The following is a 17,414-nucleotide window of genomic DNA, read 5'->3' as shown; positions in this document are numbered from 1 at the left end:
CGGAGAACGCCCATGACCACGAACGCGGTCTCGACCGATACGGGGTTGGACGCGCTGCTCACCCTGCTGCATTTGCAAGGTGTTGCGGCCGACCGCGACCAGCTCAGGCACCGGGCCGGAACGGCCATCTTTGGCGCAGCGGACATCATCCGCTGCGCCAAATCCCTCGGTCTGAAGGCACGAACCTATCGGACCAAATGGGAACGCTTGTCGGGCAGCCCGCTGCCGGCGATCGCGATGCTGCGCGACGGCAGCTTCATGGTCATCGCAAGAGCCTCCGCCGACAAGGTGCTGGTGCAGTCGCCACAGGCGCAGCGCCCGATGCTGATGGAGCGCGACGAGTTTACTGTGCTCTGGGACGGCGGACTGATCCTGATGGCCCGGCGCGCCGGGCTATCCGACCTCGGGCGTCACTTCGATATCACCTGGTTCATCGCCGCGATCGGCAAATACCGGCGGCTGTTTGGCGAGGTGCTCGCCGCCTCGTTCTTTCTCCAGCTCTTTGCGCTGGTCTCGCCGCTGTTCTTCCAGGTCGTGATCGACAAGGTGCTGGTGCATCGCTCGTTGTCCACGCTCGACGTGCTCGTCATCGGTCTCGTCGTCGTCTCGCTGTTCGACACGGTGCTGGGTATCCTGCGTAATTATCTGTTTGCGCATACGACCAACCGCATCGACGTGGAGCTGGGAGCGCGGCTGTTCCACCACCTTCTGGCATTGCCGATGGCATGGTTTCAGGCGCGGCGCGTCGGCGATTCCGTAGCGCGGGTTCGCGAGCTCGAGAACATCCGCAATTTCATCACCAGCTCGTCGCTGACGCTGCTCATCGACCTGTTCTTCACCTCGGTATTCCTGGCGGTGATGTTCGCCTATTCGCCGCTGATGAGCTGCATCGTGCTGGCATCGTTCCCGTTCTACATCGCGATCTCGGCGGTGGCGACGCCGCTATTCCGCCGCAGGCTGGACGAGAAATTCCGCCGCGGCGCCGAGAACCAGGCGTTCCTCGTCGAGAGCGTCAGCGGCATCGAGACGCTGAAGGCGATGGCAGTCGAGCCGCAGATGCAGCGCCGCTGGGAAGAACAGCTCGCCGGCTACGTCTCGGCGAGTTTTGGTGTCACCAGCCTCGGCAACACCGCAAGCCAGCTCGTCCAGTTCGTCAGCAAGGTCGTGACCGCCGCCATTCTCTATGTCGGCGCGCGCCTCGTGATCGGCGACGCATTGACCGTCGGCGAGCTCGTAGCATTCAACATTTTTGCGGGGCGCGTTTCGGCGCCCGTGCTGCGGCTGGCCCAGGTCTGGCAGGATTTTCATCAGGCGCGGCTCTCGATCGCGCGGCTTGGCGACATCCTCAACAGCGCGGCAGAGCCGGCTTATTCGGCCGCGCGCGCCGGGCTGCCGCCGATCCGGGGCAATATCCGGTTCGAGCACGTGTCGTTCCGCTACCGGCTCGATGGGCCGGAAATCCTGCATGACGTCTCGTTCGATGTTCCGGCCGGGCAAACCGTCGGCATCGTCGGCTCCTCGGGCTCGGGCAAGAGCACGTTCGCCAAGCTGGTGCAGCGGCTCTACGTTCCGCAAGGCGGCCGCGTGCTGATCGACGGGATGGATCTGGTGATGACCGATCCGGCCTGGCTCCGCCGCCAGATCGGCGTGGTGCTCCAGGACAACATGCTGTTCAACCGCTCGGTGCGCGACAACATCGCGCTGGCCGATCCGACCCTGCCGATGGACCGCATCATGGAGGCAGCAAAACTTGCGGGCGCGCATGATTTCATTCTGGAGCTTCCCGAAGGCTACGACACGGTGGTCGGCGAGCGCGGCTCGACGCTCTCGGGCGGGCAGCGCCAGCGCATCGCGATCGCCCGCGCATTGGTGACCAATCCCCGCATCCTGATCTTCGATGAAGCGACCAGCGCGCTCGACTATGAAAGCGAGCGGATCATCCATGAGAACATGAAGGAGATCGCCAGGGGCCGCACCGTCCTGATCATCGCGCATCGTCTGTCCACCGTTCGCGGCGCCGATCGCATCTTCACGCTCGAGCGCGGCCGTCTGGTCGAAGACGGCACGCATGACGCGTTGATCAAGACCGGTGGCCGATACGCGGCCCTGTATCGTCTCCAGGGAGGGATCTATGAGGTCGGCTAGCGCGGCGCCGGCCCCGCGGCCGGAGCAGACCGTCGTTCCCTTCCGGAAAGCGAAGGCGCGGCGGATTGAAGAGATCGCCTTCCTGCCCGCGGCGCTGGAGATTGCCGAGGCACCACCGTCACCGATCGGCCGGGCCATCGCGATGGCCCTGATGCTCCTTGTCTGCGCGGCACTCGCGTGGTCGGCATGGGGCACGATCGACATCGTGGCGTCCGCAGCCGGGAAGGTGGTGTCGAGCGGGCGAAGCAAGGTGGTTCAGCCGTTCGAGACCGGGGTGGTGCGCGCCATCCACGTGCAGGACGGGCAGGCGGTCAAATCGGGTGATGTGCTGATCGAGCTCGATCCGACCGTGAATGCCGCGGAGCGCGATCACCTGCACGACGATCTCATGGCCGAACGGCTCAATATGGCGCGTCTCCGCGCCGCATTGGCAAGCGGCGAAGATGCCTCCGCCGATCTCGTCTCGCCTGCGGGTGCCGATCCCTCGCTGGTCGCGACACAGCGGCAGCTTCTTGCCAATCAGGTCAGCGAGCATCGCGCCAAATTGGCGTCGCTTGCGCGCCAGCAGGCGCAGAAGGAGGCCGAGCGTCAGACCATTGCGGCGACGATCCACAAGCTGGATGCGTTGCTCCCCGTCACCCAGCAGCGCGTCGATATCCGCAAGATTCTGATGGAGAAGGAAATCGGCTCGAAGCTGACCTATTACGAGACCCTTCAGCTTCTGATCGAGCAGCAGGAGGAGCTTCGCGTCCAGAGCAGCCATCTGAAGGAAGCCGAGGCGGCCGTCGCCGCGATCCGGGAGACCCGCACCCAGGCCGTGGCGGAGTATCGCAAGAGCCTGTCCGACGAACTCGCCAAGAGCGAGCAGAAAGCCAATGGCGTCGCGCGCGATCTGATCAAGGCGCAGCAGCGGACCCGGCTGCAGCAGTTGACGTCGCCAGTCGACGGTGTCGTGCAGCAGCTTGCGGTTCATACCGTCGGCGGCGTGGTCACGCCCGCGCAATCGCTGCTGGTGATCGTGCCGTCAGATACGCGGCTCGAGGTCGAGGCGATGATCTCCAACCGCGACATCGGCTTCGTCGAGGCCGGGCAGGGCGCTGCCGTCAAGATCGACACCTTCAACTTCACCCGCTACGGCCTGCTGGAGGGACGGGTGCTGAGCGTCTCGCAGGACGCCATCATCCGCGATCGTCCGCCGGGAAGCGAGCGCGCGCTCGGGACGCAGCGCGACAGCAGCGAGCCCAACGGGCAGGAGCTAAGCTACAGCGCACGCATCTCGCTCGATCGCACGCAAATGCAGGTGGACGATCGCCTCGTCAGCCTGTCACCGGGAATGGCCGTGACAGTGGAGATCAGGACCGGCTCGCGCACGATCCTGAGCTATCTGTTGTCGCCGCTTCAGCGCTACCGGCACGAGATCATGCGGGAACGGTAGATCCCACAGCTCCGACGGAGCCGTATCAAGCCAGCCCACCATTTTCGGCGGATCGCATGGGCCTGATGGCGTTCGCCAGGATCGCGATTGCGACACTTTGACTGACGTCGCTTTCCGGATGGCCGTGCGGCCGGCGATGCGCTTTTATGGCGCGATAAGGAATCCGGAGGGAACATGCGCTTCGTCACGATCGTGTCGGCTCTGCTTCTGTCGCTTGGTGCGGCGGTCGCCCAGGACTATCCGTCGAGAACCATCACCGTGCTGGTGCCATACGCCGCCGGCGGACCGACCGACACCATCGCGCGCCTTACCGCGGCAAGCATGGCGAAATCCCTCGGGCAGCAGATCATCGTCGAGAACGCGACCGGCGCCGGCGGCACAATCGGCGCGACCCGCGCCGCGCGTGCCCAGCCGGACGGCTACACGCTGCTGGTCCATCATGTCGGCATCTCGACCGCGGCCACGCTGTATCGCAACCTGAGCTATGACACGAAGACGGCCTTTGCGCCGATCGGGCTCGTGACCAATGCGCCGATGACGATCATCGCACGTCCGGATTTCCCGGCCGACACGCTCAAGGAACTTGTCGCCTACGCCCAGCAGCAGGGTGACAAGCTGACTTACGCCAATGCCGGGTTAGGTGCGGCATCGCATCTCTGCGGCATGCTGTTCATGTCGGCGATCCAGAAGCAGCTCACCACGGTGCCCTACAAGGGCAACGGTCCGATCATGAACGATCTGCTCGGCAAGCAGATCGATCTCACCTGCGATCAGGCGACCAACACGACCGGCCCGATCACGGCCAAGCAGGTCAAGGCCTACGCGATCACCACCAAAGAGCGGCTGAAGAGCCTGCCTGATCTGCCCACCGCCGACGAGGCCGGCCTCAAGGGTTTCGAACTCGGCGTCTGGCACGGCCTCTATGCCCCCAAGGGCACGCCGCCCGCGGTCGTTCAGAAGCTGACGGCGGCGCTTCAGGCCGCGCTCAAGGATCCCGCGCTGATCGCCCGGTTCAACGACATCAACACCGAGCCGGTCCCGCAGGACAAGGCGACGCCCGAGGCGTTAGGGGCGATGCTGACGAGCGAGGTCGATCGCTGGGCACCGATCATCAAGGCGGCGGGGCAATATGCGGACTGAGTTGGCTGATCCATAAAGAGCATGCTGATCAGTAGCTTGTGGTCGGGTAGTTGGATACCGCTACTGTGCATGGGGTTGTTTTCGCGATTTTGAGTCTAGCCCGCCGCCTCGTCGAACTGCGTGCTCGCCTCCAGCCACTGCTCCTCCGCGCGCGCCAGCGCGTCGGCGGCGTTGGCGCGCGCCTTCGACAGTTGCGCGGCCTGCTTGGGATCCCGGGTGAAGATGTCGGGCAGGGCGAGCGCGGTGTCGATCTTGGTGATGATCTCGCTGACGCGGGCGATCTCGCTCTCGGCTTCCGCGATGCGCTTCTTCAGCGAACCGCGATTGTCTGATCTCGGGCGCTGCGGCTTCTCGCTCGCGGCGCTACGCTCGCGCGGGGCAGGCTCGTCGTTGCGCGCCGACAGCACCAGGCGGCGGTACTCGTCGAGGTCGCCGTCGTAGTTGGTGACGGTGCGGTCGGCGACGATCCAGAGCCGGTCGGCGCAGGCCTCGATCAGATAGCGATCGTGCGAGACCATGATGACCGCGCCGGGGAATTCGTTGATCGCTTCGGCAAGCGCCGCGCGGCTGTCGATGTCGAGATGGTTGGTCGGCTCGTCGAGGATGATCATGTTCGGGCCGAAAAAGGTCGCAAGGCCGAGCAGGAGTCGCGCCTTCTCGCCGCCCGAGAGCTTTGCGACCTTGGTGTCGGCCGCCTTGCCGGAAAAGCCGATCGCGCCGGCGCGCGCCCGCACCTTGGCTTCGGGCGCATCGCCCATCAGCTTGCGGACGTGGTCGTAGGCAGACCCATCCTCGTTCAGCTCGTCGAGCTGGTGCTGCGCGAAATAGGCGATCGACAGCTTGTCGGCGCGCGTCACCTTGCCTGAGAACGGCGCCAGCCGTCCGGCGAGCAGTTTGACAAGTGTCGACTTGCCGTTGCCGTTGGCGCCCAACAGCGCGATGCGGTCGTCATTGTCGATGCGCAGCGTAACGCGGCCCAGCACCGGCGTCGCCGGATCGTAGCCGACCGCGGCGTTGTCGACGGCGATGATCGGCGGCGACAGGATTTTCTCCGGCGCGGGGAAGCTGATCTCGCGCACGTCCTCGGTGACCAGCGCCGTGATCGGCTTCAGCCGCTCCAGCATCTTCACGCGGGACTGCGCCTGGCGCGCTTTCGAGGCCTTGGCCTTGAAGCGGTCGACGAAGGCCTGCAGGCGCGCGCGTTCGGCCTCCTGGCGCTTGACCGCCTTGGCATCGAGCAGCTCGCGCGCGGCGCGCTGCTCCTCGAAGGAGGAATAGGTGCCCTTGTAGAGCGTGAGCTTGCCGCGCTCCAGATGCAGGATCTGGTCGACCGAGCTTTCCAGCAGGTCGCGGTCATGGCTGATCACGATCACCGTGCGCGGATAATGCGCAAGGTGATCCTCGAGCCACAGCGTGCCTTCGAGGTCGAGATAGTTGGTGGGCTCGTCGAGCAGCAGGAGGTCAGGGGCGGCGAACAGCGTGGCGGCGAGCGCGACGCGCATGCGCCAGCCGCCGGAGAATTCGGCGCAGGGGCGGAGCTGGTCGGTGGCGGAAAAGCCGAGGCCGGAGAGGATCGCGGCCGCACGGCTCGGCGCCGAATGGGCGTCGATGTCGACCAGCCGGGTCTGGATCTCGGCGATCCGGTGCGGGTCGGTCGCGCTCTCTGCTTCGTGAAGCAGCGCGTCGCGTTCGAGGTCGGCCTTGAGCACGACGGAGATCAGGCTTTCGGGGCCGTTCGGGGCCTCCTGCGCGAGGCTGCCGACGCGCCAGCGTGGCGGCAGGGTGACCGTGCCGTGCTCGGCGGCCAGTTCGCCGCGGATCACCTTGAACAGGGTCGACTTGCCGGTGCCATTGCGCCCGACCATGCCGACGCGCGCGCCGGGCGTGATCTGCACGGAACTCTGGTCAATCAGAAGGCGTCCGGCAAGGCGGATGGAGAGATCGGTGATAGCAAGCATGCGGCCTTGTCACCGCAAGGCGCGTCGAACGCAACCCGTTTTTGCGTGAGCCTCACGTCAGTGCGAGTCGCGGTCGCGCTGCTTCAACGCGTCGAGGAGCTGCTCGAGATGCGTCGGGAGCCGCGGTTCGGGGCGCAGGCTCTGCTGAAGCCGTTCGCCCACCGCATCGCAAATCGAGCGGCTGGTGCGCCGGTCGATCTGTTCGCTGTCATTGGCAAGAAGGCCAGCCATTGTGGGTTCCGTGTTCTCAAAGTGATGACACGGTACCAAGTCCTTGGCCCCCCAAAATGGTTTCGCCGCTCGCGGAGATTGCCCGGCACTCTAGTAAAAATTGCATGAAGCCGGGCAATAGCCGCCGAAATACAAAGCCCCGGCGCAGGGGAACGCCGGGGCTTCGCTTGGAAGGTACCTGGGGGGCCTAGGTACCTCAGGAAGGTGCTGTCGGGCTCAGTAGCAGCGGTTGATCAGCCGCCAGCGGGGTCCCCAGGGGGTCGGGACCAGCCGGCGCACGTAGCAGCCGCCATAACCGTAGGAGACGGGGCCGCCGGCATAGAAGCGCGGTCCACCCCAGCCGTGATGCCAGCCACCGCCGCCGCCGTGCCAGCCCCAGCCGCCATGCCAGTGAGCGGAGGCGGAGGTCGGCGCCAGCGCGGCACCCAGCGCAACCGCGGCGACAGCGGCAAGCGAAAGTTTCCTCAACATGGTGATCTCCTAAAGACTGCCGGCGCGGGGCTATCGCGTCGATGGAAAGGCCGCCGAAACGGTCTGCCCAATGATCAGGCTTCGGTTTCGATGGGACTGACCTTACGCCGCCGAGCCTGAACCAAGCCCTGAACGGAGGCTTCAGATTGGGTTCATCTGGGTGAAATCTCGGTAATACATGACTAGGTACGGCGGGCGGCCTGCGGCGAAGCGTCCGGGGGCTGTTCCGGTGGTCGCTTGCCGTCTGGCAAAGGCGCCGATATAAGCCCCGCAACTCGAAAACCACCGCTTTCTTCTCAAGGACAAGATTATGGCCCTCGAACGCACTTTCTCGATCATCAAGCCCGATGCGACCGCGCGTAACCTGACCGGTGCGGTCAACGCCGTGATCGAGAAGGCGGGCCTGCGCATCGTCGCGCAGAAGCGCATCCGCATGACCAAGGAACAGGCCGAGACCTTCTATGCCGTGCACAAGGCCCGCCCGTTCTTCGGCGAACTCGTCGAGTTCATGACATCGGGCCCCGTGGTGGTCCAGGTGCTGGAAGCCGAGGGCGCCATTGCCAAGTACCGCGACGCGATGGGTGCGACCGATCCGTCCAAGGCCGCCGACGGCACCATCCGCAAGCTCTACGCAAAGTCGATCGGCGAGAATTCCGCTCACGGCTCGGATGCGCCGGAGACCGCCGCGATCGAAATCGCGCAGTTCTTCTCGGGCAACGAGATCGTCGGCTGATCAGCCGATAGGTTAATATCGACGGGGCGAAAGGACGTATTGTGAACTGGCTCTGGCAGATCTTCGATCCCGCTACGATCGGGGCATTCTTCACCCAGTTTCGCAACGAGATGGCCGAACCGACCTTCTGGATTGCGGTCGGCAAGATCATCTGGATCAACATCCTGCTCTCCGGCGACAACGCGCTGGTGATTGCGCTCGCCTGCCGCGGCCTCAAGCCGCGGCACCGGCTGTGGGGCATGATTTTCGGCGCCGGCGCGGCCGTGCTGCTGCGGATCATCTTCACCGGCATCGTCGCGAGCCTGATGGAGCTGCCGTATCTCAAGCTCGTCGGCGGTCTCGCGCTGATCGTGATCGCAGCGAAGCTCCTGGTGCCGGAGAACGAGGACGAGGAGGGCGTCGAGTCCGCCTCGCATCTGTGGCAGGCGGTGCAGATCGTCGTCGTCGCCGACATCGTCATGAGTCTCGACAACGTCATTGCGGTTGCCGCCGCCGCCAATGGCAGCGTGCCGCTGCTGATCCTCGGTCTCGCCATCAGCGTGCCGCTGATCGTCGCCGGTGCGGCCCTGATCATGGCGCTGCTGGCAAAGCTGCCGGTCCTGGTCTGGGCGGGTGCCGCACTGCTCGGCTGGATCTCGGGCGAGGTGATCGCGACCGATCCCGGCATCGCGCCGAAGCTGCACACGCTGTTCGACGGCCCGCTCGGCGCCTCGCTGGACAGCATGCTCGGCGCACTTCGTATCCCGCCCCAATTCGCCCAAGGCGGCGGAGGCGGCGAATATCTCTGCGCAACTCTCGGTGTCGTCGTCGTGCTGGTCGTCGGCAGCATCTGGCGCCGGCGCAGCCTGAGCGCGGCCGCGCTGGAATCCTCCGAGCGCCACGCCAAGGCCTCGGCGGAGTAATCTCTACGGCATGATCTGGTTTTGCTTGCCTCTTCCCGGTGGGGAGAGGTGTTGCGCGCGATCATTCCGGCAGTCGCCGTCCCCACTGACCCGGTCATCATAGCTCCGCACGCCGGCGAGCCTTGCCGCCTCATGGCGGACTCGTGCGCCAAGCGGTCACGCACAGCGCGGCCGGGCACTTCGTGGGGTGACCCACAGCGCTCTCAATCTCTGCGCGATTTAGACTTTGACTTATTATAAACTGCTGAAATTAAAGGTGTTTTTATTGACTTGGCGGCTCATGCTGCGGCACTTCGCTCCGGTATTTATTCCTATCAAACCGGAAGCTGTTGAGAGATGTCGTCGAGAGCCACTTGCCGTCCCGTTGCCATTCTTGCCGCTACCGTCAAATCACATCCGAAGTTCTCGAGACCGACGGCCTTCGCGGCCTCTCTGGTCTCCATCGCCCTGTTCGGCGACGGCTTCCTTCACCGCGCCAGCGCGCAAAGCCCTGCGCCGGAGACGGCGACAGCCTTGCCGGCAGTGACCGTCACCGCCGACGTGCCGAAGCAGCGTGCACGGCCGCGTTTGAACCCAAGTCGAAGGGCGGGCCGTCAAAGCGCGCCTGCGAATGAGCGGGCCAGGATGCAGGCGGAAGCGAAGCCCGCTGCCGCAAGGCCCGGCGCACTCCCGCCCTCCTACTCAGGTGGGCAGGTCGCCCGCGGAGGCCAGATCGGCTTGCTGGGCAACAAGGATTTCATGGACACGCCGTTCAACATCACCAGTTACACGGCGAAGAAGATCGAGGATCAACAGGCCAGCACGATAGCCGACGTCGTCAGCAACGACCCTTCGGTCCGTTTCACCGGCCAGACCGGCGGCATCCTCGACTCCTTCTTCATCCGCGGCTTTCCGATCGGCGAGGGGAATGTCGGTGAAATTGCCTTCAACGGTGTCTACGGTGTCGCACCGAACTACCGTGTCTTCACCGACTACGTCGAACGGATCGAGATCATCAAGGGCCCGGCCGCGCTGCTCTACGGGATGGCCCCGAACAGCAGCGTCGGGGGCACCATCAATATCGTCCCGAAGCGTGCTTCTGATGTCGATCTCACGCGGGTTACGACCGACTACGCGACGAACACCCAGCTCGGCACGCATCTCGACGTCAGCCGACGGTTCGGCGAGAACCGCGAATTCGGAATTCGCGTCAATGGCAGCTATCACAATGGTGACACGCCGCTGGACAACCAGAACCGGGAGGCGCATGTCGGCGCCGCGGCGTTCGATTATCGCGGTGAGAAATTCAGAGCTTCGCTCGACTTCATCGATCAGGAAGAAAAGTTCGACGCGCCCACGAGACCGTTTCTGGTCGCAACAGGCGTAGCTGTCCCGACCGCGCCGGTCGGGAGGCGCAATGTCACGCAGGCCTGGGAATGGGCCAAGGTTCATGACAACTCGCTGCTGGCGCGCGCCGAATATGATGTGACGGACTCCGTGACGGTGTTCGCCGACGGCGGTGGCGGCAGGACTCAGGTCGATCGCTTGTTCGGCACGCCGACGATCCTGAACGCGGCCGGCAACACCACGTCGACACCGGGACGCTTCAAATTCGATATCGACCGGAATGTCGCCGACGCCGGTGTGCGCGCCCGGTTTGAAACCGGCGCGATCAGTCACGCCGTGAGTTTCCAGGGCAGCTACTACACGGATCAGATCTCACGGGGCTCCGTGTCCGGAACGCCGGTTCTGTCCAACATCTATGCGCCGATCGCCCGTCCTGAGCAGTTCGTCGCTGCTCCAGCGACGGTTCCGAAGCTTTCGGATACCGAACTGACTGGCCTCGCGCTGGCTGACACTTTGTCGGTTTTTCAGGAGCGTCTTCAGCTGACCGTCGGCGTGCGCCAGCAGGGGTCAAGTCCAACAACTTCAACACCACCACGGGAGCGGTCACGTCCTCCTATGACCAGACGGCGCTCACGCCGATGGTCGGCCTCGTCGTCAAGCCCTGGAGCAACGTTTCGCTCTACACCAACTACATCGAAGGGCTCAGCAAAGGCGACATCGCACCGACGACCGCGAGCAATCAGGGGGAAGTTCTTGCTCCCTATTTCAGCAAGCAGCACGAGGCAGGCGTCAAGGTCGACTTCGGAATGCTGGCCACCACGATCAGCGTGTTCCAGATCACCAAGCCGTCGGGACAATTGGGTGTCGACAAGATCTTCCGGGCCGACGCCGAACAGCGCAATCGCGGCCTGGAGTTCACCGTATTCGGAGAGGTGCAGCCGGGCCTACGAGTCCTTGGCGGCGTGACGTTGATCGATGCGGAGCTGACAAAGACAAGCGCGCCGACCAATCTTGGCAAGACGCCGATCGGTGTGCCTCAGGTGCAGGCAAACCTGTCCGCCGAATGGGACACCCCGTTCGCACCCGGACTGACGCTGGTCGCAAACACCATCTATACGGGACACCAATATCTGGATGCGGCGAACACGCAGGTCGTTCCGGCCTGGACGAGGCTCGACCTGGGTGCCCGCTACAACACGCGGATCAACAACCGGCCGGTGACGCTTCGGGCCCTGGTTCAGAACGTGTTCGATACCAATTACTGGGCCGGCGTGGCGAGCTTCTCCGCCTTGTCGCAAGGTGCGCCGCGAACCCTGCTATTGTCGATGTCGACGGATTTCTGAGGCGGGTCGGCTTTGACGCGCGCAATGGCGATGTTGCCGGTCCCGAACCTCACCAGACGCGCACGGCGCGGGCTTCTGTGGGCTCATCGATGGCTCGGGTTGCTCGGCGGCATCGTCGTGGTGCTGATCGGCCTCACGGGAAGCTTCATCGTCTTCTATCGGGAAATCGACGCCGGCCTGAACCCGGCGCTTTACACTCCCGCCGGTCGGGAACGAGAGGCTACGTTGAGCGAGGTGATACGCGCGGCCGCGGCAGCGGATCCCGCGCCGATTGCCACGATCCTCGCGCCGGATCGGACCTGGCCGGTCTGGGTCGTGATACATGCACACGAAACTGCGAAAGGCCGTTACCCGAATCGTTGGACGACCATGGTCGATCCTTCGAACGGGAAGGTGCTCGGGCGGCGTGACTACATCAACGCGTTCTCCCTCAAGGTTTATCGTCTGCACTACACGCTGCTGCTCTATGAGTGGTGGGGCAAAGAGCTGGTCGGTGTTGCCGGGTTCATGCTGCTCGGCTTGGCCATGTCAGGCGTCATCTTGTGGTGGCCGAGGCCGGGTCGATTCTGGCGATCGGTGTCGGTCCGGAAGGACGTTTCGCTGCTTCGATTTGTTTTCGACGTCCATGGCACGGCCGGCTTTTGGGCGCTGCTCGCGCTCACGGTGATCTCGATGACCGGCGTCGGGATTATTTTTCCCGACGTGGTGCGTCCCATCGTTGGCCTTGTGTCGAAACCGACGGCCGATCCCTCGCCGCGGATCGAAGCACCGCCTCCCGCAGGGACACCGCCGCTATCACCCGATGCGATCATGCGGAACGCGCAAGCGGCCGCCAAGCCCGGCATGGTGGTTGCCATGCTGAACCCGCCAACCGAAACGCGCAACACGTGGCGGGTGCAGTTCCGGGCCGAGGGTGCCGATCCCGCGGTGCGTGCCCGCGGGGCGATCTGGCTCGATCCATGGAGTGGGGCAGTGGTGCACGATCGCACTTCAGCCGCGATGTCGATGGGGGATCGCTATATGGCCGAACAGCTCTGGATCCATAACGGCGCGACGTTTGGATTGATCGGACGCCTGTTGGTGTTCGCAGCCGGCTTCGCACCTCTCGCCCTGTTTATCAGCGGCGCGATCATGTGGCTCAAGAAGCGTCCGGGGAGGATCAGGACCGGCCGGCTGGTCTAGCGCCGCACGATCGAGCCGGAGCGGCCGATCAGGCGGGCGAGGGCGCGGAAGCGGCTGCCGACGCGGTCGGCGACGAGGTCGACGAGCCGGTGCTCGAACACCAGCATCAGATTGCGGCCCTGGCTGCGGAAATGCGTGGCCGGCAGCACACCCGGGCGTGCCGCCGAGATCAGATGGGCGACGCGGAACGCCGCGCCCAGCAGGCGGGCGCGTTCGAGCTGGGCCGGTGTCAGCAGCTCCTGCATGGTCACCGGCGGCTGGTTCTCCTCGCTCAGGCCCGCATAGCGGTAGAACACGGACAGGCCGACGAAGGCGCGCTCGGTGTGGGTGATCGCGCCGAAATTGCCGTTGACGACCAGGCTCAGAGTCTGCTCGCCGCGATGGTCGGGATGCACCCGCCAGCCGATGTCGGAGAGCAGGCACGCGGTGTGGCGCAAGCGGCGGTCCTCCTCGGTCTCGCGCAGCTTCACCACGCGCGCGAGGCGGTCGGTCCAGGCGATCAGCTCACGGGCGTGCTTTGCCGAACGCGACAGCAGCTGATTCAGCTCTTCCGCGGCGCAGATCAGCCCGTCCTTGTTGCGCTCGGATTCCGACAGCTTCTCGTGCAAGAGGCCCTCGCGCACGCCGAAGGTCGAGAACACGATGGACTTGGGTTTCGCGACGCGGATGATGTGCTCGAGCACCAGCGCCGCATAGGTGAGGAGCGGGCGCCTGGCATCCGCGACGATCTCGATGTCGGCCAGCATGCCGGCGGCCGCAAGCCGGCGGAGACGACGCGAAAAGTCGAGCGCTTCAGCTGCGGAAATGGAGTAGCCGTGCATCACCTGGAGCGGATAGCCGCTCTGGATGATGTGGATGCGCGCGAGCGCGCGCCAGGTGCCGCCGACCGCGTAGAAGGTGCGGCCGCGGCCGGCGGTGAGCTGCGGCACCTCGTCGAGTTCCTCGCGCACGATGCGGTCGGCGCGCTTGAGCGATTTGTGCGCGAGGTCCTGGAGCGCGAGGCCGCCGAGCGGCAACGTCACGCCGCTGCGCACGCTGTTCTTGCGCACGTCGATCAGCTCGAGCGAGCCGCCGCCGAGATCGCCGACGATGCCGTCGGGATGGTGGATGCCGGAGATCACGCCGAGCGCCGACAGCCGTGCCTCGCGCGGGCCCGACAGGATCTCGATCTTCACGGCGCAGATGTGCTCGGCTTTCGCGATGAAGTCGGGGCCGTTGGAGGCGTCGCGGCAGGCTGCAGTCGCAATCGCAAATACGCGACCGACCTGCATGACGCGGCACAGCGCCCGGAACCGCTTCAGTGAGGTCAGCGCCTTGTCGACGGCATCGGGCGCAAGCAGGCCCGTGCTCTGCACCTCGCGCCCGAGGCCGCACAGCGTCTTCTCGTTGAAGATCGGAATGAGGCTCCGTGTCAGTCCCTCGTAGACGACGAGACGGACCGAGTTGGAACCGATATCGATGACCGCGACGCTCGAGCCGCGCTTACGCGGCCGCTTCACGTCCTCGATCCCGGATCAAGACTGATGACGTTCATTACGGCGCGTGAGACGGCGCGGCGAGGATTCCTTGAGCGACTTTCCACGGCCAGATAGACTCGGATTTGTCATGAAGTAGTTGTGGACGTTGAAAGGCTCCTCGCCCTTCGTGGCCTTCATACGCGTCGAGGACCCGTCCGGCAACAATTGCCAGCTCTGCTCATTGTCCTTCAGATTCGCGACCATGATCTGTTCGAGAACCTGCTGATGCACCGTGGGATTTTGCAGCGGACACAGCACCTCGACGCGGCGGTCGAGGTTGCGCGGCATCATGTCTGCCGAGGAGATATACACAGCCGCTTTCGCGCTCGGCAGGCCCTGGCCCATGCCGAAACAGTAGATTCGGCCGTGTTCCAGGAAGCGCCCGATGATCGACTTGACGCGGATGTTCTCCGACAGGCCTGGGATGCCGGGCCTGAGGCAGCAGATGCCGCGCACGACGAGCTCGACCTGGACGCCGGCTTGCGAGGCCTCATAGAGCGCGTCGATGATGTCGGGGTCGACCAGCGCATTCATCTTCATCCAGACCGCGCCGGGACGGCCATGCCGCGCATGCGCGGTCTCGCCCTGGATGTGCTCGATGATGCGCTTGCGCAACGTCAGCGGCGACACCGCCATCTTTTCCAGGTCGCTCGGCGCGGCATAACCGGTGATGAAGTTGAACACGCGCGCGGCGTCGCGGCCGATGGTCGGATCCGAGGTGAAGTAGGAGAGGTCGGTGTAGATGCGTGCGGTGACGGGGTGATAATTGCCGGTGCCGGTGTGGACGTAAGTGGTGAGGCCGCCGCCCTCGCGGCGCACCACCATCGAGAGCTTCGCGTGCGTCTTCAGTTCGAGGAAGCCGTAGACGACCTGCACGCCGGCGCGTTCGAGGTCGCGCGCCCAGCGGATGTTGGCCTCCTCGTCGAAGCGCGCCTTCAATTCGATCAACGCGGTGACGGACTTGCCGGCTTCGGCGGCTTCCGCCAGCGTGCGCACGATCGGGGAGTTGTTGGAGGTGCGGTAGAGCGTCTGCTTGATCGCGACGACATCGGGATCGCGGGCGGCCTGCTGCAGGAACTGCACGACCACGTCGAAGGATTCGTAGGGATGATGGACGACGAGGTCCTTCTGCCGGATCGCGGCGAAGATGTCGCCGCCATGCTCGCGCACGCGCTCGGGATGGCGCGGCACGTAAGGGGTGAATTCGAGATCGGGCCGGTCGAGGCGGGTGAGCTGCGAGAGCTCGTTCATGGCGAGCACGCCGTCGACCAGGAAGATCTCGTCGTCGGCGGCCGACAGCGCATGCTGCACGAAGCTGCGCAGCTCCTCCGGCATCTTGGCGTCGATCTCTAGCCGGATCACCGACCCGCGGCGGCGGCGCTTCAGTGCGGTCTCGAACAGGCGGACGAGGTCTTCGGCCTCTTCCTCGATTTCGAGCTCGGAGTCGCGGATGATGCGGAAGGCGCCCTGGCCGTGGAGATTGTAGCCGGGGAACAGGCGGTTGATGAACAGCCCGGTCGCCTGCTCGAGCGAGATCAGCCGGACGACCTTGCCCTCGGCCGGCAACCGGATGAAGCGGTCGATCTTGCCGGGCATGCGGATCAGGGCGTTCATCTGCTTGCCGTCGGCGGCGCGCGTGAGCTGGAGCGCGATGGTGAAGCCGAGGCTCGGAATGAACGGGAAGGGGTGGGCAGGATCGATCGCGAGCGGGGTCAGTAGCGGGAACACGTTGTTGAGGAAGTAGTCCTCGATCCAGGTCCGTTCCGCCTTGGTGACATCCTTGCCGTCGACCAGCGCGATACCGACGTCGGCCAGCGTGCCGCGCAGGTCGCGCCAGATTGCCTGCTGGTCGGAGGCGAGCTGTGAGACGGTGCGATTGATCAGCGCGAGCTGCTCGGACGGCGTCAGGCCATCGGGAGCGCGCTCGGCAATGCCTTCGCGCACCTGGGCCTTGATGCCCGCGACGCGAACCATGAAGAACTCGTCGAGGTTATTCGCTGAAATCGACAGGAATCGCACCCGCTCCAGCATGGGGTGGCTGGGATTGACCGCTTCCTCCAGGACGCGGCGGTTGAAGTGCAGCCAGGAGAGCTCGCGATTGATGAAGCGCTCGGGACTAGAGGCAATCGCCGGCAGCCCCTCGGTCTCCGGGGCTTTTTCTTTAATTTCAACAGCTTGCGCAGAGTCCATCAGAAGTCGATCCATCCAGTTCGCCCCAATTTGCGACTTATGCGCAAAACCGGCGGGAGCATGTGTTAGTCCGATGACGTTTCGATGACATTGATGTTCCGCCGCCGCGCCGCGTCAAGCGGCCTTGGAGCCGGCGTGGAGGGGTCAGGCGTCCCGAAGCAGCTCGGCGGCCAGCGCCCGCGTGACGGGGCGACCGAGGCGCAGGGCCTCGCTGTCGAGCAGCTGCACAGCCTCCCGTGCGGCCGCCGAGGACCGCTCCAGGCGGGTGGCGAGGTAGCTGACCACGCTCTCATCCACGCTGAGCTGGCGGTCGGCGCAGAACTTGACGATCAGGCCGCGGAAGAGCTGGTCGTCGGGCGGCAGCAGCGAGATCACAGGCACCGCACGCAACCGCGACCGCAGGTCGCGCAGCTCGATCTCGAGCGACGCCGGTACCTCGCGGCCGGTGAAGAGCAGGTAGGCCCCATCCTCGCGGGCGAGGTTCATCAGATGAAACAGGGCCCGCTCGTCGAACTCTTTTGCCTTGAGGTCCTCGACCACCAGCGCGCCGGTGGCGAGCGCGCCCGGGACGTTTTCGGCGGTCAGCCCACTGGCCGTGGTCGAGCGGGCGCCGGAAGCCTCGGCCCAGATCGCGGCGAGATGGCTCTTGCCGCTTCCTTCCGGGCCGGCCAGCCACATGATCCGGTTCGGCCATTCCGGCCAGGCATCGATGAGGGCAAGACCGGCTTCGTTGGCGGGGCCTTCGAGAAAATTGTCCCGGCTGAGGCTTTCCGCGTGCGGAAGCGAGAATGCCAATTGTCGGGGATGAACGCGGCCTGCCACGCTTGCTGTGCTCCGTGCC

The 17,414-nt window shown here is 65.0% G+C and carries 12 protein-coding genes and 2 pseudogenes; 8 read left to right on the top strand and 6 right to left on the bottom strand.

Annotated features, from left to right (window positions below; all coding sequences use genetic code 11):
• The first annotated feature begins 12 nt into the window (after positions 1 to 12).
• The 3 genes from BJ6T_RS27380 to BJ6T_RS27370 all read left to right on the top strand — a co-directional run bounded on the left by BJ6T_RS27380 (position 13) and on the right by BJ6T_RS27370 (position 4,720).
• Positions 13 to 2,145 carry a type I secretion system permease/ATPase gene (locus BJ6T_RS27380; protein ID WP_014495776.1) on the top strand — a complete coding sequence of 711 codons (2,133 nt, stop codon included), beginning with the start codon at positions 13 to 15 and terminating at the stop codon, positions 2,143 to 2,145.
• Entirely contained in the window at positions 2,132 to 3,580 is a 1,449-nt protein-coding gene (locus BJ6T_RS27375) for an HlyD family type I secretion periplasmic adaptor subunit (RefSeq protein ID WP_014495775.1), read from the top strand. Before BJ6T_RS27380 ends, BJ6T_RS27375 begins: the two co-directional genes overlap by 14 nt.
• 174 nt (positions 3,581 to 3,754) lie before the next feature.
• Positions 3,755 to 4,720: a tripartite tricarboxylate transporter substrate binding protein BugD gene (locus BJ6T_RS27370; RefSeq protein WP_014495774.1), complete on the top strand. Its 966-nt coding sequence runs from the start codon at positions 3,755 to 3,757 to the stop codon at positions 4,718 to 4,720.
• A gap of 95 nt (positions 4,721 to 4,815) precedes the next feature.
• Here BJ6T_RS27370 and BJ6T_RS27365 read toward each other — a convergent pair whose 3' ends face one another.
• The 3 genes from BJ6T_RS27365 to BJ6T_RS27360 all read right to left on the bottom strand — a co-directional run bounded on the left by BJ6T_RS27365 (position 4,816) and on the right by BJ6T_RS27360 (position 7,380).
• Positions 4,816 to 6,678 (bottom strand): ABC-F family ATP-binding cassette domain-containing protein, encoded by a 1,863-nt coding sequence (locus tag BJ6T_RS27365; RefSeq protein ID WP_014495773.1) that lies wholly within the window; start codon positions 6,676 to 6,678, stop codon positions 4,816 to 4,818.
• Positions 6,679 to 6,735: 57 nt separating this feature from the next.
• Positions 6,736 to 6,909 carry a hypothetical protein gene (locus BJ6T_RS47490; RefSeq protein ID WP_014495772.1) on the bottom strand — a complete coding sequence of 58 codons (174 nt, stop codon included), beginning with the start codon at positions 6,907 to 6,909 and terminating at the stop codon, positions 6,736 to 6,738.
• 216 nt (positions 6,910 to 7,125) lie between these two features.
• Positions 7,126 to 7,380 (bottom strand): hypothetical protein, encoded by a 255-nt coding sequence (locus BJ6T_RS27360; protein WP_014495771.1) that lies wholly within the window; start codon positions 7,378 to 7,380, stop codon positions 7,126 to 7,128.
• Positions 7,381 to 7,690: 310 nt separating this feature from the next.
• On the opposite strand from BJ6T_RS27360, the gene ndk reads away from it, so the two are divergent.
• From ndk to BJ6T_RS27340, 5 genes and pseudogenes are all read left to right on the top strand, one after another.
• Complete coding sequence (gene ndk / locus BJ6T_RS27355; RefSeq protein WP_014495770.1) at positions 7,691 to 8,113, top strand: nucleoside-diphosphate kinase; 423 nt, start codon at positions 7,691 to 7,693, stop codon at positions 8,111 to 8,113.
• A gap of 41 nt (positions 8,114 to 8,154) precedes the next feature.
• The gene (locus BJ6T_RS27350) at positions 8,155 to 9,015 is read left to right on the top strand and encodes a TerC family protein (RefSeq protein ID WP_014495769.1); all 861 of its coding nucleotides are present in this window, start codon (positions 8,155 to 8,157) and stop codon (positions 9,013 to 9,015) included.
• 336 nt (positions 9,016 to 9,351) lie between these two features.
• Positions 9,352 to 9,981 (top strand): annotated as a pseudogene (locus BJ6T_RS49435) (TonB-dependent receptor plug domain-containing protein); the annotation flags it as partial.
• A gap of 989 nt (positions 9,982 to 10,970) precedes the next feature.
• Positions 10,971 to 11,684, top strand: a pseudogene (locus tag BJ6T_RS48600) (TonB-dependent receptor); the annotation flags it as partial.
• Between the two features lie 24 nt (positions 11,685 to 11,708).
• Positions 11,709 to 12,866, top strand: a complete 1,158-nt coding sequence (locus tag BJ6T_RS27340) for a PepSY-associated TM helix domain-containing protein (protein ID WP_225894876.1) — start codon at positions 11,709 to 11,711, stop codon at positions 12,864 to 12,866.
• On the opposite strand, the gene ppx is transcribed toward BJ6T_RS27340, so the two are convergent.
• From ppx to BJ6T_RS27325, 3 genes are all read right to left on the bottom strand, one after another.
• On the bottom strand, positions 12,863 to 14,365 hold the full coding sequence (gene ppx, locus BJ6T_RS27335; protein WP_014495765.1) for an exopolyphosphatase: 1,503 nt from the start codon (positions 14,363 to 14,365) through the stop codon (positions 12,863 to 12,865). The two genes, BJ6T_RS27340 and ppx, sit on opposite strands and share 4 nt — an antisense overlap.
• 15 nt (positions 14,366 to 14,380) lie before the next feature.
• Positions 14,381 to 16,573 carry an RNA degradosome polyphosphate kinase gene (locus BJ6T_RS27330; RefSeq protein WP_014495764.1) on the bottom strand — a complete coding sequence of 731 codons (2,193 nt, stop codon included), beginning with the start codon at positions 16,571 to 16,573 and terminating at the stop codon, positions 14,381 to 14,383.
• Positions 16,574 to 16,717: 144 nt separating this feature from the next.
• Complete coding sequence (locus BJ6T_RS27325; protein ID WP_014495763.1) at positions 16,718 to 17,395, bottom strand: P-loop NTPase family protein; 678 nt, start codon at positions 17,393 to 17,395, stop codon at positions 16,718 to 16,720.
• Between the last annotated feature and the right edge of the window lie 19 nt (positions 17,396 to 17,414).

Source organism: Bradyrhizobium japonicum USDA 6, assembly GCF_000284375.1.
Classification (GTDB): Bacteria; Pseudomonadota; Alphaproteobacteria; order Rhizobiales; family Xanthobacteraceae; genus Bradyrhizobium; species Bradyrhizobium japonicum.
Note: the sequence above shows the minus strand (reverse complement) of the source record. Positions and strands in the feature narration are given on the sequence as shown.